General features: G+C 57.6%; 12 protein-coding genes, 2 tRNA genes, 3 rRNA genes and 2 pseudogenes. 5 read left to right on the forward strand and 14 right to left on the reverse strand.

The window, feature by feature from the left end; all coding sequences use genetic code 11:
• Positions 1-127 precede the first annotated feature (127 nt).
• The 4 genes from ACE4QZ_RS17505 to ACE4QZ_RS17520 form a co-directional block, all read right to left on the reverse strand.
• Positions 128-1,066, reverse strand: a complete 939-nt coding sequence (locus tag ACE4QZ_RS17505) for a 2-hydroxyacid dehydrogenase (RefSeq protein WP_021785532.1) — start codon at positions 1,064-1,066, stop codon at positions 128-130.
• The gene (locus ACE4QZ_RS17510) at positions 1,063-2,430 is read right to left on the reverse strand and encodes an MFS transporter (RefSeq protein WP_021785533.1); all 1,368 of its coding nucleotides are present in this window, start codon (positions 2,428-2,430) and stop codon (positions 1,063-1,065) included. The genes ACE4QZ_RS17505 and ACE4QZ_RS17510 overlap by 4 nt, the downstream gene beginning before the upstream one ends.
• Before the next feature lie 82 nt (positions 2,431-2,512).
• Positions 2,513-4,096 (reverse strand): aldehyde dehydrogenase (NADP(+)), encoded by a 1,584-nt coding sequence (locus tag ACE4QZ_RS17515; protein ID WP_021785534.1) that lies wholly within the window; start codon positions 4,094-4,096, stop codon positions 2,513-2,515.
• A 101-nt stretch (positions 4,097-4,197) separates the two neighbouring features.
• Positions 4,198-5,142 (reverse strand): LysR family transcriptional regulator, encoded by a 945-nt coding sequence (locus ACE4QZ_RS17520; RefSeq protein WP_021785535.1) that lies wholly within the window; start codon positions 5,140-5,142, stop codon positions 4,198-4,200.
• Positions 5,143-5,256: 114 nt separating this feature from the next.
• On the opposite strand from ACE4QZ_RS17520, the gene ACE4QZ_RS17525 reads away from it, so the two are divergent.
• Genes ACE4QZ_RS17525 through ACE4QZ_RS17535 form a run of 3 tightly spaced genes read left to right on the forward strand, consistent with a single transcriptional unit; the run spans position 5,257 to position 9,695 of the window.
• The gene (locus ACE4QZ_RS17525; RefSeq protein ID WP_021785537.1) at positions 5,257-6,435 is read left to right on the forward strand and encodes a fumarylacetoacetate hydrolase family protein; all 1,179 of its coding nucleotides are present in this window, start codon (positions 5,257-5,259) and stop codon (positions 6,433-6,435) included.
• A 52-nt stretch (positions 6,436-6,487) separates the two neighbouring features.
• Positions 6,488-7,876, forward strand: coding sequence for an MFS transporter (locus ACE4QZ_RS17530; RefSeq protein ID WP_021785538.1), 1,389 nt, complete (start codon positions 6,488-6,490; stop codon positions 7,874-7,876).
• 31 nt (positions 7,877-7,907) lie between these two features.
• Positions 7,908-9,695 carry an IlvD/Edd family dehydratase gene (locus tag ACE4QZ_RS17535; RefSeq protein ID WP_021785539.1) on the forward strand — a complete coding sequence of 596 codons (1,788 nt, stop codon included), beginning with the start codon at positions 7,908-7,910 and terminating at the stop codon, positions 9,693-9,695.
• Positions 9,696-9,812: 117 nt separating this feature from the next.
• On the opposite strand, the pseudogene ACE4QZ_RS17540 reads toward ACE4QZ_RS17535, so the two are convergent.
• The 10 genes and pseudogenes from ACE4QZ_RS17540 to ACE4QZ_RS17585 all read right to left on the reverse strand — a co-directional run.
• Positions 9,813-10,241 (reverse strand): annotated as a pseudogene (locus tag ACE4QZ_RS17540) (isochorismatase family protein); the annotation flags it as partial.
• Positions 10,237-10,671 (reverse strand): universal stress protein, encoded by a 435-nt coding sequence (locus tag ACE4QZ_RS17545; RefSeq protein WP_021785541.1) that lies wholly within the window; start codon positions 10,669-10,671, stop codon positions 10,237-10,239. The pseudogene ACE4QZ_RS17540 and the gene ACE4QZ_RS17545, both read right to left, overlap by 5 nt.
• A 67-nt stretch (positions 10,672-10,738) precedes the next feature.
• Positions 10,739-13,474, reverse strand: a complete 2,736-nt coding sequence (locus ACE4QZ_RS17550; protein ID WP_223271145.1) for a cation-transporting P-type ATPase — start codon at positions 13,472-13,474, stop codon at positions 10,739-10,741.
• A gap of 160 nt (positions 13,475-13,634) precedes the next feature.
• A pseudogene (locus tag ACE4QZ_RS17555) lies at positions 13,635-14,192 on the reverse strand (sensor histidine kinase); the annotation flags it as partial.
• Complete coding sequence (locus ACE4QZ_RS17560; RefSeq protein ID WP_021785544.1) at positions 14,189-15,997, reverse strand: ABC transporter ATP-binding protein/permease; 1,809 nt, start codon at positions 15,995-15,997, stop codon at positions 14,189-14,191. The gene ACE4QZ_RS17560 and the pseudogene ACE4QZ_RS17555, both read right to left, overlap by 4 nt.
• A 271-nt stretch (positions 15,998-16,268) precedes the next feature.
• A 5S ribosomal RNA gene (gene rrf, locus ACE4QZ_RS17565) occupies positions 16,269-16,384 on the reverse strand.
• Positions 16,385-16,515: 131 nt separating this feature from the next.
• Positions 16,516-19,408: ribosomal RNA gene (locus tag ACE4QZ_RS17570) — 23S ribosomal RNA — on the reverse strand.
• A gap of 234 nt (positions 19,409-19,642) precedes the next feature.
• A tRNA-Ala gene (locus ACE4QZ_RS17575) sits at positions 19,643-19,718 on the reverse strand.
• Between the two features lie 25 nt (positions 19,719-19,743).
• Positions 19,744-19,820 (reverse strand) — tRNA-Ile (locus ACE4QZ_RS17580).
• Between the two features lie 87 nt (positions 19,821-19,907).
• Positions 19,908-21,444 (reverse strand): 16S ribosomal RNA (locus ACE4QZ_RS17585).
• Together the 16S, 23S and 5S rRNA genes with 2 tRNA genes alongside form the textbook arrangement of a ribosomal RNA operon.
• 474 nt (positions 21,445-21,918) lie before the next feature.
• On the opposite strand from ACE4QZ_RS17585, the gene rhtA reads away from it, so the two are divergent.
• The gene (gene rhtA, locus ACE4QZ_RS17590; protein WP_021783181.1) at positions 21,919-22,806 is read left to right on the forward strand and encodes a threonine/homoserine exporter RhtA; all 888 of its coding nucleotides are present in this window, start codon (positions 21,919-21,921) and stop codon (positions 22,804-22,806) included.
• Positions 22,807-22,998: 192 nt separating this feature from the next.
• Complete coding sequence (locus ACE4QZ_RS17595) at positions 22,999-23,280, forward strand: hypothetical protein (protein ID WP_021783182.1); 282 nt, start codon at positions 22,999-23,001, stop codon at positions 23,278-23,280.
• The last annotated feature ends 28 nt before the right edge of the window (positions 23,281-23,308 follow it).

Genomic DNA, 23,308 nt, shown 5'->3' on the forward strand with positions numbered 1-23,308 from the left:
AACAAACAGAGGTCTCAAAATGTATAGCGACGGTCGAGGTATGACCGTCGCTATACGACCCAAACTGGACATCGATTTGAACAAGCAGTCATGTTCAATGGCCCAAGCTTGCCGTATTGCCTCTCCTTCAAAGTGTACTTCGACAAATCGCAGTAACGACGTAGTCCCCCATAGCCTTCCTAGCCTGCAGCGTAGCGCTGCCTATGTGCGGCTGAAGCACTACGTTATCCAGGTCAAACAAGCTGGTGGGCACTTGCGGTTCATTTACGAACACGTCCAAGGCCGCCCCTGCAAGTCGCCCATCCTGCAAGCGAGCAACCAGTTCCACTTCGTCGATCACGCTTCCCCGCGCCACGTTTACAATCACCCCTTTCGCGCCAAGCGCTTCCAGCACTGGCGCATTGACCAGGCGTGACGTCGCACTTCCTCCTGCGGCAGCGAGGATAAGAATGTCACTGTCCGCGGCCAGGCTGCCAGCGTCGGGGTAATAGGTGTAACTGCAGCCCTGCAGCTCATTGCGGTTGTGATACGCCAGCTTGACTCCGAACGGCAGTAGGCGACTGGCAATCGCTTGGCCGATACGGCCGAGACCTATGATGCCGACGCGCAGCCCTCGCAACGTGGTGCCTAGCAATGGGAATGCGGCCTCGCGCCACTGGCCCGCCCGAACGAAGCGGTCAGCCACGCAAACCTGACGCAGCAAGCTCAAGAGCAAAGCTATTGCTTGGTCCGCCACGGCATCCGTGAGGATATCGACCGTCGTCTCGACCCGAATGCCGCGGGCTTTCGCCTGGTCCAGATCAATGCAATCAACGCCCACACCGTTGACAGCGATCAATGACAGGTTGACCAGTGCGCGCATGACTGGGGTTGGCACCCCCACTACTCCGTTGGTCACCACCGCACGGAAACGTTCCGGCCGGTCGGCTAGAACAGCCTCCAGGGCATGCGAATCAAAAGCACGTACCAAGTCGAACTGCCTGGCGAGCTGACTTTCGTGCTCGTCGAGCAACGGCGCCAGCATCAGCAGGGCCTGGCGCGGGCTTGCTCCGTGATTGATGTTCATGCTGCCTCCAGGTTCAACTGCGCGCGGGGCTGCGAGTCGGGCCGCTTCAACATCGCGGCGGGGATCGCCATGATCAATGCTCCACTGATGAACAGGCACAGGCCCAAGACATAAGTGCCGTTGTTGATGTCGCCGGTGAGGTTCTCCGCCACTGCTGTAATCATCGAACCGGTGAAACCAGACAGGTTGCCGAACGCGTTGATCATGCCTATGCCTGCCGCAGCTGCGACACCTGAGAGCACCGTGCCCGGCAACGTCCAGAAGATAGGCATCAGGCTGAGCACCCCGGATGCCGCCACGGTCAGGAACACGATTGAAAGGACAACGTTGTGTGCGAAAACAGCACTCAGGATCAACCCGCAGCCACCGATGAACGCCGGGATCGCGGCATGCAGCCGGCGTTCACCAGTGCGGTTGGAGTGGCGCGCGTTGAGGAACATGGCGATCACCGCAACGCCATAAGGGATGGCGGTCAGCAAGCCGATTTCCAGGGTGCTGGTCACTCCCGCGCTCTTGATGATCGACGGCATCCAGAAGGCCAGGCCATAAAAACCTGTGTTGAACGTGAGCAAGATGAATACGAGCAGCCAAACACGTGGGCTGAAGAAGACATCTTTGAGGCGTGAAACCTTGCCGTGCTCCTCTTGCTTCAAGTTGGCTTTGAGCAGTTCCTTTTCCTGCTGGGACAACCAAGCCGCCTTGTCGATGTTGTCGCACAAGCAGCAATAAACGATGGCCGCCATGATCACCGACGGTACACCCTCGACCAGCAGCATCCACTGCCAACCGGCCATACCGTGCCAGCCATCCATGCTGGTCATGAGCCAGCCAGACAAAATGCCGCCCAGCGTCAGGCTGACAGGCATTGCCATCAGGAAACCAGACATCACCCGGCTTTGCCGATGGGTCGGGAACCAGTAGTTGAGGTAAAGAATCACTCCCGGGAAGAAGCCTGCCTCACAGATACCGAGCAGGAAGCGCAGCACGTAAAACATGGTACTGGACTCGACATGGAAGAACGCGGCAAGTGGCTGGGTAAATGCCACAGCCATGGAGATGATGGCCCAGCTCAGCATGATGCGGGCGATCCAGAACCGCGCGCCGTATCGATGCAGCAACAAGTTGCTCGGGACTTCAAACAGAAAGTAGCCCCAGAAGAAAACGCTCGCGCCCAAGGCGTAGACCGTATTACTGAACTGCAGATCCTCCAGCATGCTCAGTTTCGCGAAGCCGATATTCACCCGGTCGAGATAGGCCGCCATGTAACACAGCAACAGGACAGGCAGGATTCGTATGATTACCTTGCGATAGGTGCGATCTTCGAAAGCCTGATCGCGCATGGGGTCGACAACTTGATGAGCCATAACCAACCTCTTGGCATGTCGTGCACGCCTGATTGTTCTTATTTAGAGAGCATCGGGCACGAGTGCCCGATGGTAGTACCTGTCAGCGAATCGGTTCGCGGCTGGGCTGACCATCGACCAGCCGCAGCAGCCCTAGTGGATTGGCGTCGCGCAGGGCTTCGGGCAACAGCGCATCGGGGAAGTTCTGGTAGCACACCGGGCGCAGGAAGCGGTCGATCGACAGTGTGCCAACTGAGGTGCCACGGCTGTCAGAAGTGGCTGGGTACGGGCCGCCGTGCACCATGGCGTCGCAGACCTCGACACCGGTCGGGTAGCCGTTGACGAGGATCCGACCGGCCTTCTGTTCCAGTACCGCTACCAGTGGGGCGGCAGCGGCCAGATCGCTCTGCTCGCCGATCAGCGTGGCGGTCAGTTGCCCACCCAGTGCATGCAGTGCAGCAAGCAACTGGGCCTGGTCGGCCAGTTCTACCACCACCGTGGCCGGGCCAAAGACTTCTTCTTGCAGTAACGGCTCACCCTCGAGCAGCAACCGCGCATCCGCCGCGAACAGTTGCGGCCAGGCCTGGTTGCCCTGCTGTTCGGCACCCGCTAGATGGCGAATGCCGGGCAGTGCCTTGAGGGTAGCCACACCGTGGGCATAGCTGGCCAAGGTGCCTTTGTTAAGCATGGTTTGCGGTGACTGGTCGGCTACCTGCGCACGCATGTGTTCGACAAAGGTGCTGAATTCGGGAGAGCGCACGCCCAGTACCAAACCGGGATTGGTGCAGAACTGCCCACACCCAAGCACCACCGAGGCGACCAGCTCGCAGGCCACGGCCTCGGCGCGAACCGCCAGCGCGCCGGGCAATACCAGCACCGGGTTGATACTGCTCATTTCGGCGAAAACCGGGATCGGTTGTGGCCGCGCCGCGGCCATGTCGCAAAGGGCACGGCCGCCCTTGAGCGAGCCGGTGAAGCCAACCGCCTGAATGGCAGGGTGTTTGACCAAGGCCTCACCCACGCCACCACCGAAAATCATGTTGAACACGCCGGCAGGCATGCCACAACGCTCGGCGGCCCCTACAATCGCCTCGGCCACCCATTGCGCAGTCCCCATGTGGCCGCTGTGGGCCTTGAACACCACTGGGCAGCCTGCAGCCAGGGCTGCGGCGGTATCGCCACCGGCGGTGGAAAACGCCAGAGGGAAGTTACTGGCGCCAAATACCGCCACCGGCCCCAGGCCCATGCGGCACTGGCGGATATCCAGCCGTGGCTGCGGGGTGCGCTGGGGCTGTGCGCGGTCGATACGCGCACCGGCGAAATCACCTCGGCGCAACACAGAGGCAAACAACCGCAACTGACCGCTGGTCCGCGCCCGCTCGCCCAAGATTCTTGCTGCTGGCAAGGCGGTCTCGCTACATACGGTATCAATGAAGTCATCGTCCAGCGCATCCAGCGCATCGGCAATGGCATCGAGGAATTCGGACCGGCGCAGAGCGGGCAACGCCCGGTAGATCGGATAGGCAGCGGCAGCGGCTAGAGCAGCCGCATCCACTTCTTGCTCGGTAGCTTGGAAAAACGCACCAGGTAGCGCCTGCCCGGTGTGCGCATCCACGCTATGCAATGAAGCAGTCCCGGTAGCACGGCGGCTACCGCCGATGAATTGTTGGCCTGCAAATGAAGTCATGAAGGGTCCCTTCGCGTCGCGTAAGACAGTGGGCACTAATCTATGCGGCTCTGCGATTCTTGCCCAATGGCTTTTGGGGATCATCTGATAACCGCTTGTTATCAGTCCAACTGCACCCTTCGTGCGTTGGCCAGCAGTATCTCGGCAAACTCCAACGCCGCGCCGGTCAAGGGCTCGCCTTTGCGGGTCAAGATGCCGTAATCCTGGGGATCCAGGTGCAGCGGCGTATCGAGGTTGATAAGTACCCCGCTGGCAAGATGTGGCTCGACCATCGCCTGGGGCAGCATGCCGATCATCGGGCCGCCCAACAGCACCTTGAGGAAGGTCTGCATCGAAATGGTGTCGATGGTGTTGCGCGGCACCGCGACCCCGGCCTCGGCGAACGCGCGTTCCATGCGACCACGAATTGGCGTGCCCTTCGGGTAGAGGATCCACGGCCACTCGAGCAACTGAGGCAGCGTCACCGGCCCGGCATCGCTCAAAGGATGCTGGTCGTTGACCACGAAGCAGAACGGCTCCGGCGCCAGCGGCTGGAAGTCGAAGCGCTGGTGCTGCGCCACATCGGTGAATCGTGCTACCGCCAGGTGCAGGTTCTTGTCCTCCAGCATCGCCATGAGATGGTCGCTGGTCTGCTCCACCACCTCAATCGATAGCAACGGCTTGCGCTGCTTTATCTCGACGATGGCTTCTGGCAGCGCTACGGCGGTGGCGGCAAAGATGCCGCCAATCTTCAGATGCCCGTGGCCGCCTTGGCGCAGGCTGTCGATCTGGTCGACGAAGGTGCGCGCATCATTGAGTGCGACCTGGGCATAGCGCACCACCTGCTCGCCCAGGGCGGTGGGCGGCATGCTGCGTGGCAGACGCTCGAACAGGGCGAAGCCGAGCAGGTTCTCGATCTCCTTGAGCATCTTGCTGATCGCCGGCTGGCTGAGGTTCATCTGCTGAGCTGCCAGATGCATGTTGTGTGTGCGACCGAGTGTGTCGATGAGCAGAAGGTGGCGGAATTTAAGCCAGTTGCAGACGTGAGAAAAAGATAGGTCCGACATGAATCCACCTTGGGGCAATAACCACATGTTATCGAATAGTGAAAAGATGCCATTGGAGTTTATCGCACGGTTTGCCCTAGCGTTCAGCTTTCAGATCCAGGAGACCTAGATGCCATGCCGATAACGCTCACTTCCGCTAATACTCTTCCCGAGGACAACCTGGCCGGCACCCTTGTCGGCCGCGCCTGGACGCCCGGTGAACCCGGCGGCCCCTCGCCGATAGTGTTGCGTAATGACGGTGTGTTCGACCTCTCCGAACGCTTCGCCACCCTCAGTCAGTTGCTTGAGCATGAAGATCCGCTACAGGCAGTACGCAGCACGCCGGGCCAGTTTCTGGGTAGCGTCGAGGCGCTGCTGAGCAACAGCGGTGCCGCCTTCGATGCCAGCAAGCCCTATCTGCTCGCGCCAGTCGACCTGCAAGTCATCAAAGCCGCAGGCGTGACATTCGCCGCCAGCATGATCGAACGGGTGATCGAGGAGCAAGCCGGCGGCGACGCCAGCAAAGCCGAAGCGGTGCGTGCCACAGTACGCACGGTGATCGGTGACAACTTGCGTGCGGTGCGGCCAGGCTCTCAACAGGCAATGGCGTTGAAAGCACTGCTGCTGGAAAAGGGAATGTGGTCCCAATACCTGGAAGTCGGGATCGGTCCGGATGCGGAAATCTTTACCAAAGCACCTGTGCTGGCTGCTGTCGGCAGCGGCAGCGCAATCGGCGTGCACCCGAAATCGGCATGGAACAACCCCGAACCGGAGGTGGTGCTGGCGGTCGACAGCCGCGGCCGGATTCATGGCGCGACCTTGGGCAACGACGTCAACCTGCGCGACTTCGAGGGCCGCAGCGCACTGCTGCTGAGCAAGGCCAAGGACAATAATGCCTCTTGCGCCGTCGGCCCGTTCATTCGCCTGTTCGATGAGACCTTCGACTTGGACACTGTGCGCCGCTGCGTGGTCGATCTGGAAGTCCAGGGTCGCGATGGCTACCGCCTGCTTGGCAGCAGTTCGATGGACCAGATCAGCCGCGACCCCGAAGATCTGGTGCGGCAGACCCTCAACGAAAATCATCAGTACCCAGACGGCTTCATGCTGTTTCTCGGCACGCTTTTCGCCCCCACCGAGGACCGCGACCAGCCGGGTGCCGGCTTCACGCACAAACCCGGCGATCACGTGCGCATTGCCAGCCCGTTTCTGGGCCAACTGCATAACCAAGTCACGACAAGCGACCAAGCTCGCCCTTGGACCTTCGGTCTCGGCGCGATGATGCACAACCTAGCCGCTCGAGGACTCCTGAAGTAGCAACACTCAGGATTTCCGCCGGGCCCATAACAACAAAAAAGCGAGGCAAGACATGCAAACCCAAGCCAAGGACGCCGTGCCCGACCCGCGTCAGCTGCGCCGGGCGATCTATACCGGCGCAATCGGCAGTGCTCTGGAGTACTACGATTTCGCCATTTATGGGCTAGCCGCGGCGCTGGTCTTCGGCCATATATTCTTCCCCACCCTCGGCACCACAGGCGCCTTGCTCGCCAGTTTCGCCACCTATGGCGCAGGATTCTTGGCGCGACCGTTCGGCGGGCTTTTCTTTGGCTCATTGGGTGACCGCAAAGGGCGCAAGCTGGTCTTGTTGCTGACCATCGCCCTGATGGGTACCGCTACTACCCTGATCGGCCTGCTACCGACTGGCGCCACGGGTGCTGTGCTACTGGTACTGCTGCGCCTGCTGCAAGGTTTTGGTGCGGGTGCCGAACAGACCGGCGCGGCGACACTCATGGCCGAACTGGCTCCGCGTGAGCGACGAGGGTTCTATGCCGCCCTGCCCTTCATTGGGGTATTCAGCGGCCTGGCCCTTGCCACTATCACTTTCCGCGTGATGCAGAGCTCGCTGACACAGGAAGAGTTGCTCGACTGGGGCTGGCGGATCCCCTTCCTGGCCAGCGTAGTGCTGATATTCATGGCCATCTGGATCCGCCTCAAGCTCAAGGAAAGCCCGGTGTTCCAGCAGCTCAGCCAGAACCAGCAAGTGATCGAATCGCCGATGCGCGCCGTGCTGCGTAATGCACGTCGGCCACTGGCAGCGACTACGTTGATGCGCATGGCCGAAACAGGCTGCTCGACCCTCTATGCCACTGTATCCATCGCCTTCCTTACCGGTTTCGCCAGCAGCCATCTCAGCGAGGAAGGTGCCAACCTGGCCACCATTGGTACCAATGCGGTGCTCGTCGCCAGTATCCTCAGCGTATTCACCACCCCATTGTTCGGCGCTCTGTCCGATCGTATCGGACGCCTGGCGGTGTACCGTGGCGGCGCATTGTTCGGCGCGTTATGGGCATTCCCCTCGTGGTGGATGATCGACAGCGGCAATTCGACATTGGTGTACATCGCGGTGATAGGTGGCTTCACTCTGGCTGCAAATAGCATGCTCGGGGCACAGTGTGCGCATTTCACCGAACTGTTCGGCAACCGCTACCGCTACTCCGGTGTGGCTCTGTCCCGAGAAATCGGCGCGATGCTGTCCGGCGGCGTAGCGCCGCTGCTGGGCATATTCCTGGTCGGTCTGGCCGGTGGTGCCTACTGGGTGCTGGCGCTATACACCCTGGCGCTGACTGGGCTGACCTTGATCGGCACCTGCCTGTCCATCGAAACCCGTGGCCGCGACCTGACGGCGCTGGACGACGCAGTGGGAAGTGCTGCTTCATCCCAACACAACCATTTAGGCGTCGGTGTGCCGCAACGCTAACCAGTGGCCAAAAAATACAAGAGAGATCGATATGACCGATACCCCAAAACGCTCGCTACGCAGTCAGCAATGGTTCGACGACCCGAGCCACGCCGACATGACTGCGCTGTACGTGGAGCGTTACATGAACTACGGCCTGACCCGCGCTGAACTGCAATCGGGGCGGCCGATCATCGGCATCGCCCAGACCGGAAGCGACTTGACGCCCTGCAACCGCCATCACCTGGAACTGGCTCAGCGGGTCAAGGCCGGTATCCGTGATGCGGGCGGCATTCCGATGGAGTTCCCGGTACACCCGATCGCCGAACAGAGCCGTCGGCCCACCGCCGCGCTCGACCGCAACCTGGCGTACCTGGGACTGGTGGAGATCCTCCACGGCTACCCGCTGGACGGTGTGGTGTTGACCACCGGCTGCGACAAGACCACTCCAGCTTGCCTGATGGCCGCCGCCACCACCGACCTGCCGGCCATTGTGCTGTCCGGCGGACCAATGCTAGACGGCCATCACAAGGGCCAACTGATCGGCTCGGGCACGGTGCTGTGGCATGCGCGCAATCTGATGGCTGCCGGCGAAATCGACTACGAAGGCTTCATGGAAATGACCACCGCTGCTTCACCGTCGGTAGGCCACTGCAACACCATGGGCACGGCGCTGTCGATGAACGCCCTGGCCGAAGCCCTGGGCATGTCGCTGCCCGGTTGCGCCAGCATCCCCGCGCCCTATCGGGAACGCGGGCAAATGGCCTACGTCACCGGCAGACGCATCTGCGAACTGGTAATGCAAGACGTACGCCCCTCATCGATCATGACCCGCGAAGCATTCGAGAACGCCATCGCAGTAGCCTCGGCCCTTGGCGCCTCAAGCAATTGCCCGCCCCACTTGATCGCCATTGCCCGGCACATGGGCATCGAGTTGTCGCTCGACGACTGGCAGCGCATCGGTGAAGACGTGCCGCTGCTGGTCAACTGCATGCCGGCCGGCAAGTACCTGGGCGAAGGTTTCCACCGTGCCGGCGGCGTACCGGCGGTGATGCACGAGCTGCGCAAGGCCGGTCGCCTGCATGAAGCCTGCGCTACGGTAAGCGGCAAGACCATCGGCGAGGTGGTCAGCGACACCGTCACCAGCAACCGCGACGTTATCCTGCCGTTCGACGAGCCACTCAAGCACAGCGCTGGTTTCATCGTTCTCAGCGGCAATTTCTTCGACAGCGCGATCATGAAGATGTCGGTAGTCGGCGAAGCCTTCCGCAAGACCTACCTGTCCGAGCCAGGCAAGGAAAACAGCTTTGAGGCGCGGGCCATCGTGTTCGAGGGCCCCGAGGACTACCACGCCCGCATCGACGACCCAGCACTGGACATCGACGAGCGTTGCATCCTGGTGATCCGTGGCGCCGGCACCGTGGGTTACCCGGGCAGTGCTGAAGTGGTCAACATGGCGCCACCGGCGGCGCTGATCAAAAAAGGCATCGACTCGTTGCCGTGCCTGGGCGACGGTCGCCAGAGCGGCACCTCGGCCAGCCCGTCGATTCTTAACATGTCGCCGGAAGCGGCGGTCGGGGGCGGCCTGGCACTCCTTCAGACCAATGACTTGCTGCGTGTCGACCTCAACCAGCGTCGCGTCGACCTGCTGGTAGACGATAACGAAGTGGCGCGCCGTCGCGCTGCCTGGAAGCCGAACATCCCAGCCTCTCAGACACCGTGGCAAGAGCTCTACCGCCAATTGGTCGGGCAGTTGTCCACCGGTGGTTGCCTGGAACCGGCCACCCTGCACATGCGTGTGATCGCCCGTGAAGGTGGGACGCCGCGGCATTCCCATTGAGCGGCCTTTAGGACTTGGGTCTGCCACCGTATCGAGTAAAGGTGACAGATCCACGGTTGGGTTCGATGAGTTGCTCAGGATGGCAAGTAAAGTGCATTCCTGTAGTTTCGGGCTCCGCTAGAAGTTCCACTCCTCAGCCCGAACTAGCCGGCAGAACGGCCCGTCAAGCGTTGCATTGTGATGGGCAACGATGTCCTTAGCTTTCATCATTGGCGTGTCTGAACAGGTATGACCTTCGGCGACAAGTACCGCATCAAAGCCAAGGTCACGAGCAGCACGGCAGGTGCTGTCTACACAGTATTGAGTTTTCATGCCAGTGATGACCACACCGGTAGCCCCGCGAGACCGCAAATTGTCCGCCAGGCCAGTCATTTCGAAGGCGTTGGCTCGCCGCTTTTCGAATACCACCTCTCCACCCAGAAGCTTCAGTTCTTGCGCAACCATCGTCAACGGGCTGTCTGGTTCGATTGGAGATCCCGCAGGCCCGATGTGGCGCGCGAGAAAAATCGGAGCGCCAGCGCTGCGTGCCTTGTCCGATCTCTTATTTGACCAAGGTGATGGGTAAATCCGAGAGCTGAATCACCTTTGCCGCGACAGACCCCAGAAAAATCCCTGCCAAAAAACCATTGCCATGCGAACCCAGGATGATGCTGTCACATGCAAGGAAATGCGCACACGCCACAATTTGACTGGCTGCATCGCCTTGCAAGCTATGGAGTGTGAATGCAATCCCTTCTTGCTTCAGAAGCACCTCAGCCTTTCGTGAATCCTCGGCACTTCTATCCCCATAGTAGCGATCACGCTCATCCTCGCTCATGCCATTTGCGATTCGAGTGGGTAAAAGTGGCTGTACATTCAACAGATGTACCTCAACATTACCGCCCAGCAACCCACCCTCTTGGATAAGCCCAATAAGGTAACGCACGGCGCGTTCCGAATGCTCGGAACCGTCGACCGCAACCAGTATTTTGTGCATGTTCCAAATCCTCTTTCAGGTCATGAAGGTGCTTGTCGTTCCGGGTGCCGCCAGCATTCAACCCGTTCTACTCGGACAAGCGGATTCGAATCTGTTTTTCTATCTCGATAACCGCAAATAGCGCAACGCCAACCCCGATGATCAGCAGGCCATCAAGGAAGGGGATTGCCTGCGTTGCAAATACCTTTTGCAGCGGTGGCGCATACGTGATGGCGAACTGAGCGAAGGTAATCACCATGACGGTGATCCACACGACCTTGGTGCCGCGAATCCCCTTCCAGGTAAGCGATGTGCTGTAGAGGTTACGGATGAAGAACAGGTGGAATATTTCCATCACGACTAACGTGTTCACCGCGAGGGTTCGGGCCAACTCAACAGAGTAGCCTCGGTCGAGGGCATACGAAAAAATGCCATAAACACCGCAGAGGAAAAGAATGGAAACAAGCACCATATGCCAGACCAAGGCTGCGCTTATGAGTGGTTCCTTACGTGAACGGGGCGGTCTGAGCATGGTGTTTTCTTCGGTGGGCTCGAACGCGAGCGCGATGCCGAGGGTCACTGCGGTTATCAGGTTGATCCACAGAATCTGTATCGGCGTCACCGGCAGCGTAATGCCGAGGAGCAGCGCGACAATGATGGTCATGGTCTCGCCTGCGTTGGTAGGCAGCGTCCAGCTCAACACTTTCTTGATGTTGTCATAGACTGTTCGGCCTTCGCGTACTGCAGCGACGATGGAGGCGAAGTTGTCATCGGCCAACACCAGGTCTGCGGCCTCCTTGGCGGCCTCACTGCCTTTTCCACCCATGGCTATACCGGCGTCTGCACGCTTTAGCGCCGGTGCGTCGTTAACGCCATCACCGGTCATGGCCACGGTCATGCCGTTCGATTGCAGCAGCATTACCAACCTGAGCTTATGTTCGGGGCTGGTGCGAGCAAAAATGTTGATGCCCTTTACCGCCTCCTTGAGGGCGGCATCGTTCATGGCGTCCAGGTCCACCCCAGTCAGCACCTTGTCGGGATTTTGCAAGCCTATCTGGCGACCGATAGCGGCGGCGGTACCGTCATGATCGCCAGTGATCATTTTTACGGCAATGCCCGCTTTTTGGCATTGCTGAACCGCCTTTAACGTCTCGGGTCTAGGTGGATCAATCAGACCGACCATGCCCAGCAACGTCAACTTTCCTTGCACGTCCCCGAACGCCAACACGGTGTGCTCGGGCCGAACCGGCCTTACTGCAAACGCCAATACACGCTGCCCCTTGGCAGCAATGGCGTTCGCCTTTGCGTGCCAGTAGTCCACATTGAGCGGTTCAGTCTCGCGAGTGCTTGCAAGCTGATGCGTGCACATGGCCAGTAGCTGCTCTGGCGCGCCTTTCACGTAGATGGAGGCATGTCCATCATGATTGTGATGCAGTGTCGCCATGAAGCGGTGTTTAGCGTCAAACGGTATGGCATCAGTGCGGGGCCAAGCCCGACGATCCTCATTTCGATCAATTCCGGTTTTCCCGGAGAATGCCAGCAATGCCCCCTCCATCGGATCACCTTCCACCGTCCATACATCGTCATGCAGGCGCAGTACGGCATCGTTGCAAAGACCTGCTGCTCGTCCCAGTTCAGACAGCTTGGGGTGAGACGATAGGTCAATTAACTGATCGGCAAGACTGATGCTTCCCGCGGGCTGATAACCCGTGCCATCGACCGTGAAGACCAGATCGTTCGTGACGACCGTTGCCACCATCATTTCGTTGCGGGTCAGTGTACCGGTCTTGTCAGTGCAGATGACGGATACCGAGCCTAGTGTTTCGATGGTAGGCAGACGGCGCACGATGGCGTTACGTCGAGCCATTGCCCGAACGCCCACGGCCAGCGTAATGGTAAGGACGGCAGGCAGACCTTCAGGTATCGCCGCTACCGACATCCCCACCACGACCATGAAGATCTCGTTGAAGGCGTAGTGCCCGACATAATGGCCGAACACGAGCAATAAGCCGCCCACTAACAAAATCAGGATCGTCAGCCAGCGGGCAAACACGTTCATTTGCTGCACCAGCGGAGTGGTCAGCGTTTCTACACCTGCAAGCAGAGTGCTGATGCGTCCGATCTCGGCTGCTGCTGCGGTCGCCACTACAACGCCTGTTGCTTGTCCGCAAGTCACGAGCGTACCGCTGAACGCCATGCAAGTTCGATCACCCAAAGCTGCGTCAAGGGGCACTGATTGGGTATGTTTTTCTACGGGTACGGATTCACCGGTAAGAATGGCTTCCTGAATGTGAAGCCTGTTCGCGTGCAGCAAGCGTAAATCAGCAGGGACTTTGTCTCCCGCCTCCAGCAATACGATATCGCCCGGTACCAGTTCCTCACCCGCAATACTCAAGCGTTCGCCTGCGCGAATCACTGCGGCGCGCGGTGCCAGCATCTGCCGGATAGCATCCATCGCCTTTTCTGCTTTGCCTTCCTGAATGTAGCCAATGATTGCGTTTGCAATTACCACCGCCAGGATCACTACCGTATCCCACAGATGTTGCAGCATCGCGGTAATCGCAGCGGATCCCAAAAGCACGTAAATCAGGATGTTGTGAAATTGCAGCAAGAATCGAAACCAGGCCGGGCGCCGTGCTGCCTGTGGCAGGCGATTGAAACCAGCGCGGTCAAGACGGGCTTGAACCTCGGCAACCTCCAGTCCGACAGGCGCATTGACCTCGAGCAGGTTTGTCACCTGCTCGGCTGGCAGGGTGTGCCAGGCCACGGAATGCGCAGGGATTGGTGTTTGCTCAACGACTGCGTCGACCACCGGCGTTTTCAATGAGACTCCCCTGTGCGCACAGCTCGACTGTAACGGGCTTAGGTGGACATGAGCGGTCGTCGCTGTATCAGCATGCTGATAAATCGCTCGTCACGCTTAGGTTCTCTTTGCCATCTAGCTGATACGAACTAAAAGAAACATGCAACCGACAGCTTGATGACTATTGACCTGAATCAACCAGAAGCGCCGGCAAGGTGAACTGCACTTGGGCGCCAGGACTTTGCTTGGGGCTGGCCCAGAAGCGGCCTCCGTGGCTGTCGATGATCGAGCGGCAGATCGACAGCCCCATGCCCAGGCCGGTCGCCTTGGTGGTGTAAAAAGGCTCGAAAACCTGTTCTACGTTTTCCACTGCAAATCCGGGCCCGCTGTCCGCCACTGTTACCCGCACCCCCTCCTGGTCGAGGGCCGTGCTTATTTGCAGCTTACGAACGCCTTCAACCTCGATCATCGCTTCCAGCGCGTTGAGGATCAGGTTCAGCAGCACCTGCTGCAACTCAACACGGTCGACCAGCACCTGCGGCAAGCCCTCGGCAAGGGTGGTATGCACCTGTGCCGCGCGGTCCGCATCCTTGATGATCAGTCCCAGGCCTACTTCATCCAGCGCCGGTGGCTTTGCGCTCAACCAGCGGACGGCTGCATTGGCATTGGTGACCGTAGCAGTGATCGGCTGGTTGACCTCATGGGCGATCGAAGCGGCCAACTGGCCCATGGTGACTAGGCCAGCGCAGCTTCCTGCTCCAGCAACGACCAACCGCCATGCCCATCCACCTCAAGCCGGTGGGTATGGAACACCGCCAGCGTGCTACGGTGGCCGACACTGACCAGCAATGCACTCGGCATCTCCGAACGCAACAACGCATACAGGGCATGCTCGAGCCCTTCATCCATCGCCGAGGTGGACTCGTCGAGGAACACCACCTGCGGCCTGTTGAACAGCACCCGGGCAAACGCCAGGCGCTGCTGCTCGCCCACCGAGAGGATGTGTGACCAGTCGCAGCTGACGTCGAGACGCTCGGTGAGGTGGGCCAGGTTGACCTGGCGCAATGCCTGCTGCATCAGCAGTTCATCCTTGGGATGGCTGGCTGCCGGGTAGGCAATGACGGTACGCAAGTCACCCAGCGGCAGGTACGGGCGTTGCGACAGGAACAGTGCCTGATGGCCCGTTGGCCGCCTGACCTTGCCTTCGGCATACGGCCAAAGGCCCGCCAGGGCACGCAGCAGCGTGGTTTTACCACTGCCTGACGGCCCTTTGATCAACAACGCCTGACCGGCGTGCAGGCTCAGGTCCAGGTTGGCGATAAGGGCATGTCCGTCCGGGCGCAGCACCTGTAAGCCCGCGATCTGCAGCGCATGCGCCTGGTCTTCGGTCGTGACGCGCGGCAACGCACTTGCCTGCTGGTTGGCATCCAGAAAGCCAGTGAGGCGGTCAAGGGTCGCGCGGTACTGCGCGAACGCATCGTACGACTCACGGAAGAACGACAGAGAATCCTGCACCTGCCCAAAGGCCTGGGAAGTTTGCATGACATCGCCCAGCTTGATCGCCCCACTGAAGAAGCGCGGCGCCTGAAGAATGAACGGAAACACGACAGCAACCTGACTGACACCCAAGTTGAAGCCACTGAGCTTCAGGTTCCGGTACACCAATGCCCAGACATTCACGATCAAGGAAGCAAAGCGGCCCAGCAACGTGCCCCGCTCGACTTGCGAACCTTGGTAGAAGGCAATGTTCTCGGCGTTCTCACGCAGACGCATCAACGTGTAACGGAAGTTGGCGGTGAGTTTCTCGTTGAGGAAGTTAAGCCGGATCAGCGGGCGCCCTAGTCGGAAGGCCACCCAGGTGGCGGCGATGACATACAGGTACACGGCAAACACCATCGCCCGAGGGATCTCCACCCCGGCCACCGTCAACGGTGCTGACAGCCCCCAGAGGATGCCGGTGAACGCCACAAGCGAAACCAGCGCACTGACTGCGCCCAAGGCAAGGGTGACCGAGTTGGTGACGAAAGCGTTGACGTCCAGTTCGATACGCTGGTCGGGGTTGTCCACCGGCTCGGCAAGGAACTGGCCACGGTAATAGGCATCGCCCTGCATCCAGTCGTGGGTCAGGCGCTCGGTCAGCCAGACCCGCCACTTGATGCTGAATGCCTGACTGACATAGAAGGTGAACAACGAGCGCAGCACATGGATGGTGGCCAGCACCGCGAAAACACCGAGCAAGTACCAGAACGCCGTTTGGTCAAGGCCTTGCAAAGCGCTGTAGAAGCCGTTGTACCAAAACGAGAACAGCACGTTAAGGCGAACCGAAAACAGCGTCAGAACCAACAGCAGTGCGAACACCAGCAACGGCCGCCAACTGCGCCTGAAACTGAAATAGGGCCCGGCAAGCTGCCAGAACTGGCTGCCCCAGCGTGTGCAACGCACCGCCAGAGTCGCGGCTGCAGCGAAGCTGACAAGGGTGATGAACGAGGCAATTGCCAGCCAGCTTAGGCTCTCTTGCAGGGCCTGATGCCAGTTCATTTCCATGGTAAGTATCCGTGCTGAGTATTTCCGCGAGCGTAGCATTACACCGTCATGCCTCAGGTATAAATGACGCACATTTCATGATTTGTAGGAGCAGGTTTACCCGCGAACCCTGTAGGAGCGGGTTTACCCGCGAACACCGGCGAAGCCGGTGTCCTCCACCGAGTTGCCTGCTTCACGGCATGCCCACAGTGATTCAAACAAGCCCTGGCTTTTTTGCCCACAAAGACAAAACCCCTACCTGCATGTGCAGATAGGGGTTTTGCGAAATGAATCTTGACGATGACCTACTCTCACATGGGGAAACCCCACACTACCATCGGCGATGCATCGTTTCACTACTGAGTTCGGGATGGGATCAGGTGGTTCCAATGCTCTATGGTCGTCAAGAAATTCTGTAGCCAGAATGTCCAGATGGACAGCCCGGCGAATCCGGATATGTGATGTTTGTGGTCTTACGAATTTTCGGATCTTTCGTCTTCACCACCGCAATCTGCGTCAGCAAATTGCTTGGGTGTTATATGGTCAAGCCTCACGGGCAATTAGTATTGGTTAGCTCAACGCCTCACAGCGCTTACACACCCAACCTATCAACGTCGTAGTCTTCGACGGCCCTTTAGGGGATTCAAGATCCCAGTGAGATCTCATCTTGAGGCAAGTTTCCCGCTTAGATGCTTTCAGCGGTTATCTCTTCCGAACATAGCTACCCGGCAATGCCACTGGCGTGACAACCGGAACACCAGAGGTTCGTCCACTCCGGTCCTCTCGTACTAGGAGCAGCCCCTCTCAAATCTCAAACGTCCACGGCAGATAGGGACCGAACTGTCTCACGACGTTCTAAACCCAGCTCGCGTACCACTTTAAATGGCGAACAGCCATACCCTTGGGACCGGCTTCAGCCCCAGGATGTGATGAGCCGACATCGAGGTGCCAAACACCGCCGTCGATATGAACTCTTGGGCGGTATCAGCCTGTTATCCCCGGAGTACCTTTTATCCGTTGAGCGATGGCCCTTCCATACAGAACCACCGGATCACTAAGACCTACTTTCGTACCTGCTCGACGTGTTTGTCTCGCAGTCAAGCGCGCTTTTGCCTTTATACTCTACGACCGATTTCCGACCGGTCTGAGCGCACCTTCGTACTCCTCCGTTACTCTTTGGGAGGAGACCGCCCCAGTCAAACTACCCACCATACACTGTCCTCGATCCGGATAACGGACCTGAGTTAGAACCTCAAAGTTGCCAGGGTGGTATTTCAAGGATGGCTCCATGAGAACTGGCGTCCCCACTTCAAAGCCTCCCACCTATCCTACACAAGCAAATTCAAAGTCCAGTGCAAAGCTATAGTAAAGGTTCACGGGGTCTTTCCGTCTAGCCGCGGATACACTGCATCTTCACAGCGATTTCAATTTCACTGAGTCTCGGGTGGAGACAGCGCCGCCATCGTTACGCCATTCGTGCAGGTCGGAACTTACCCGACAAGGAATTTCGCTACCTTAGGACCGTTATAGTTACGGCCGCCGTTTACCGGGGCTTCGATCAAGAGCTTCGCTTGCGCTAACCCCATCAATTAACCTTCCGGCACCGGGCAGGCGTCACACCCTATACGTCCACTTTCGTGTTTGCAGAGTGCTGTGTTTTTAATAAACAGTCGCAGCGGCCTGGTATCTTCGACCGGCATGGGCTTACGGAGCAAGTCCTTCACCCTCGCCGGCGCACCTTCTCCCGAAGTTACGGTGCCATTTTGCCTAGTTCCTTCACCCGAGTTCTCTCAAGCGCCTTGGTATTCTCTACCTAACCACCTGTGTCGGTTTGGGGTACGGTTCCCAGTTATCTGAAGCTTAGGAGCTTTTCTTGGAAGCATGGTATCAACCACTTCGTCGCCTAAAGGCAACTCGTCATCAGCTCTCGGCCTTGAAATCCCGGATTTGCCTAAGATTTCAGCCTACCACCTTAAACCTGGACAACCAACGCCAGGCTGGCCTAACCTTCTCCGTCCCTCCATCGCAATAACTGGAAGTACAGGAATATTAACCTGTTTTCCATCGACTACGCTTTTCAGCCTCGCCTTAGGGACCGACTAACCCTGCGTCGATTAACGTTGCGCAGGAAACCTTGGTCTTTCGGCGTGCGAGTTTTTCACTCGCATTGTCGTTACTCATGTCAGCATTCGCACTTCTGATACCTCCAGCAAGCTTCTCAACTCACCTTCACAGGCTTACAGAACGCTCCTCTACCGCATCATCGTAAGATGATACCCGTAGCTTCGGTGCATGGTTTGAGCCCCGTTACATCTTCCGCGCAGGCCGACTCGACTAGTGAGCTATTACGCTTTCTTTAAAGGGTGGCTGCTTCTAAGCCAACCTCCTAGCTGTCTAAGCCTTCCCACATCGTTTCCCACTTAACCATGACTTTGGGACCTTAGCTGACGGTCTGGGTTGTTTCCCTTTTCACGACGGACGTTAGCACCCGCCGTGTGTCTCCCATGCTCGGCACTTGTAGGTATTCGGAGTTTGCATCGGTTTGGTAAGTCGGGATGACCCCCTAGCCGAAACAGTGCTCTACCCCCTACAGTGATACATGAGGCGCTACCTAAATAGCTTTCGAGGAGAACCAGCTATCTCCGAGCTTGATTAGCCTTTCACTCCGATCCACAGGTCATCCGCTAACTTTTCAACGGTAGTCGGTTCGGTCCTCCAGTCAGTGTTACCTAACCTTCAACCTGCCCATGGATAGATCGCCCGGTTTCGGGTCTATACCCAGCGACTAAACGCCCTATTAAGACTCGCTTTCGCTACGCCTCCCCTATTCGGTTAAGCTCGCCACTGAATATAAGTCGCTGACCCATTATACAAAAGGTACGCAGTCACCTAACAAAGTAGGCTCCCACTGCTTGTACGCATACGGTTTCAGGTTCTATTTCACTCCCCTCTCCGGGGTTCTTTTCGCCTTTCCCTCACGGTACTGGTTCACTATCGGTCAGTCAGTAGTATTTAGCCTTGGAGGATGGTCCCCCCATATTCAGACAAAGTTTCTCGTGCTCCGTCCTACTCGATTTCATTGATAAGAGATTTTCGTGTACGGGGCTATCACCCACTATGGCCGCACTTTCCAGAGCGTTCCACTAATCTCAAATCAACTTAAGGGCTGGTCCCCGTTCGCTCGCCACTACTAAGGGAATCTCGGTTGATTTCTTTTCCTCAGGGTACTTAGATGTTTCAGTTCCCCTGGTTCGCCTCTTGCACCTATGTATTCAGTACAAGATACTCAGCTTATGCTGAGTGGGTTCCCCCATTCAGAGATCTCTGGATCACAGTCTGTTTGCCGACTCCCCAAAGCTTATCGCAGGCTACCACGTCTTTCATCGCCTCTGACTGCCAAGGCATCCACCGTATGCGCTTCTTCACTTGACCATATAACCCCAAGCAATCTGGTTATACTGTGAAGACGACATTCGCCGAAAATTCGTACGTTGCTCTTTCGAGCAGAACTCACAAATTTTACCTTAGCCTGATCCACCAGCAGTGAAACTGGTGTTCAGTCTATATCTATCACATATCCGAATTTTTAAAGAACGATCTGACAAAAGTCAGAAATCAACATTCGATACGAATGCTCATTTCTGAGTTTGATCAAGGTACAGCAAGTGGTGGAGCCAAGCGGGATCGAACCGCTGACCTCCTGCGTGCAAGGCAGGCGCTCTCCCAGCTGAGCTATGGCCCCGTATTCAACGGCGAATACCATGTAATGGTAGGTCTGGGCAGATTTGAACTGCCGACCTCACCCTTATCAGGGGTGCGCTCTAACCAACTGAGCTACAGACCTAAGGGTAAAACTTTGGGTCTTGATCGTCTTTATACAATGAATCAAGCAATTCGTGTGGGAGCTCATCAGCAGGCTGATGTCGTCGATTAAGGAGGTGATCCAGCCGCAGGTTCCCCTACGGCTACCTTGTTACGACTTCACCCCAGTCATGAATCACACCGTGGTAACCGTCCTCCCGAAGGTTAGACTAGCTACTTCTGGTGCAACCCACTCCCATGGTGTGACGGGCGGTGTGTACAAGGCCCGGGAACGTATTCACCGCGACATTCTGATTCGCGATTACTAGCGATTCCGACTTCACGCAGTCGAGTTGCAGACTGCGATCCGGACTACGATCGGTTTTGTGAGATTAGCTCCACCTCGCGGCTTGGCAACCCTCTGTACCGACCATTGTAGCACGTGTGTAGCCCAGGCCGTAAGGGCCATGATGACTTGACGTCATCCCCACCTTCCTCCGGTTTGTCACCGGCAGTCTCCTTAGAGTGCCCACCATTACGTGCTGGTAACTAAGGACAAGGGTTGCGCTCGTTACGGGACTTAACCCAACATCTCACGACACGAGCTGACGACAGCCATGCAGCACCTGTGTCAGAGTTCCCGAAGGCACCAATCCATCTCTGGAAAGTTCTCTGCATGTCAAGGCCTGGTAAGGTTCTTCGCGTTGCTTCGAATTAAACCACATGCTCCACCGCTTGTGCGGGCCCCCGTCAATTCATTTGAGTTTTAACCTTGCGGCCGTACTCCCCAGGCGGTCAACTTAATGCGTTAGCTGCGCCACTAAAATCTCAAGGATTCCAACGGCTAGTTGACATCGTTTACGGCGTGGACTACCAGGGTATCTAATCCTGTTTGCTCCCCACGCTTTCGCACCTCAGTGTCAGTATCAGTCCAGGTGGTCGCCTTCGCCACTGGTGTTCCTTCCTATATCTACGCATTTCACCGCTACACAGGAAATTCCACCACCCTCTACCGTACTCTAGCTTGCCAGTTTTGGATGCAGTTCCCAGGTTGAGCCCGGGGCTTTCACATCCAACTTAACAAACCACCTACGCGCGCTTTACGCCCAGTAATTCCGATTAACGCTTGCACCCTCTGTATTACCGCGGCTGCTGGCACAGAGTTAGCCGGTGCTTATTCTGTCGGTAACGTCAAAACAGCAAGGTATTAACTTACTGCCCTTCCTCCCAACTTAAAGTGCTTTACAATCCGAAGACCTTCTTCACACACGCGGCATGGCTGGATCAGGCTTTCGCCCATTGTCCAATATTCCCCACTGCTGCCTCCCGTAGGAGTCTGGACCGTGTCTCAGTTCCAGTGTGACTGATCATCCTCTCAGACCAGTTACGGATCGTCGCCTTGGTGAGCCATTACCCCACCAACTAGCTAATCCGACCTAGGCTCATCTGATAGCGCAAGGCCCGAAGGTCCCCTGCTTTCTCCCGTAGGACGTATGCGGTATTAGCGTTCCTTTCGAAACGTTGCCCCCCACTACCAGGCAGATTCCTAGGCATTACTCACCCGTCCGCCGCTGAATCAAGGAGCAAGCTCCCGTCATCCGCTCGACTTGCATGTGTTAGGCCTGCCGCCAGCGTTCAATCTGAGCCATGATCAAACTCTTCAGTTCAATACTGCTTGGGTTTTTAAGAAACCCTAAACTTGGCTCAGCAATCTCAAATGACTATGTGATTTCTCGCATGGTCACTTGTGATGCTGATAATCTTTTTGACTATCAGTCCATACTCACAAGCACCCACACGAATTGCTTGATTCGATTTGTTAAAGAGCGTTTGGTTAAGAGCTTTTCGTCTCAACCGAGGCGCGCATTCTACGCTTTCCTCAGAGCCTGTCAAGCGTTTATTTTGAAGTTCTTTGCGAGAAACTCGTTTAGCTTCAAACACTTGACTCAACACAGTGGCTAGCTTTGCTTCGCTACCGCGTTGGAGTGGTGCGCATTATAGGGAGGCCATCGAGAAGGTCAACCTTTAATTTCAATGATTTGAAATATTTCTGGTAAACCCACTTGAGGGCTACCACCCACCCCACCAATTGCGCACTATATTGCTCATCACTTCCCCCGCCCAAGGATTGCCGCACTTAAATGAACACCCAGACCCGCAGCCTGGCCGCCACCCTCTTCCCAATCGGCCTACTGCTTATCGCCATGGCATCGATTCAGTCCGGCGCCTCTCTGGCCAAAAGCATGTTCCCGATCATCGGCGCACAAGGCACCACCACCCTGCGTCTGATTTTTGCCAGCATCATCATGCTACTTATATTGCGCCCGTGGCGGGTACGCATGACCGCCAGCACGTTGCGCAACGTGGTGATCTACGGCATGGCACTGGGCGGCATGAACTTCCTCTTCTATATGGCCCTGCAAACGGTGCCGATCGGTATCGCCGTGGCCCTGGAATTCACCGGCCCACTGGCCGTGGCGATCCTCTCCTCGCGCCGACCGATCGATTTCCTGTGGATTGCCCTGGCCATCGCCGGCCTGCTGCTGTTGCTGCCGGCAGGCCAAAGCGGCCAGGCACTCGACCCACTGGGCGCCGCCTATGCGCTGGGAGCAGGTGTGTGCTGGGCGCTGTACATCCTGTTCGGACAACGCGCAGGCGCCGAGCATGGCATTCAGAGCGCGGCCCTGGGGGTGGTAGTCGCAGCCCTGTTCGTCGCCCCCATCGGTATCGCCCACGCTGGCAGCGCTCTGCTCACACCTGCCGTGATCCCCATGGCGTTGGCCGTTGCAATACTGTCCACCGCCTTGCCATACAGCCTGGAAATGGTTGCCCTGACGCGAATCCCGGCGCGCACGTTCGGCACCCTGATGAGCATCGAACCGGCATTCGGCGCATTGTCCGGGCTGCTGTTCCTCGGTGAGGTGCTGACGCTTACCCAATGGCTTGCGATTCTGGCAATCATTACCGCCTCGGTCGGCACTACCCTGTCCATGCGCAAGGCGCCCAGCCCAGCCATAGCGGCAGACTGATATGAGAAATATTTTCATTTGAGACGGGATTAGTGATTGTAGCAGCCCGTCTCGCTGATTAAGCTGTCACAGAATCATCATCTTTACGCTATCTACTGGGCCGAACACGGACACTGGGGGAAGGTTCAGGAAGAACCAAAGCGACAACGACAGGGTCGAGACAACTGATTTGCCCTGCATTTAAGGACAGGAATGAAACGAATTTTTCTCATCCTGGCCATCTTGGCTATTGCTGGATGTGCCGCCACAGCCAAGACCGAGGTCAAAAGGGGCAAGAAGGGCCTGCATATCAACTGCTCCGGCCTTTCTTCCTCGTGGGACAATTGCTACAGCAAGGCGGCAAGCTCCTGCAGCACGCGCGGCTACCGGGTCATTGCACGCTCGGGCGACAACGATGAAGAAGCGGGTGACTACTTGTTCGGCATCAACCCGGCGGGTTACACCAGCCGTAGCATGATCGTCATCTGTAAATAGAGAAAAGGGCAGCTCGAAAACTGCCCTT

This window comes from Pseudomonas sp. DCA-1 (genome assembly GCF_046523955.1).
GTDB lineage: Bacteria > Pseudomonadota > Gammaproteobacteria > Pseudomonadales > Pseudomonadaceae > Aquipseudomonas > Aquipseudomonas putida_Y.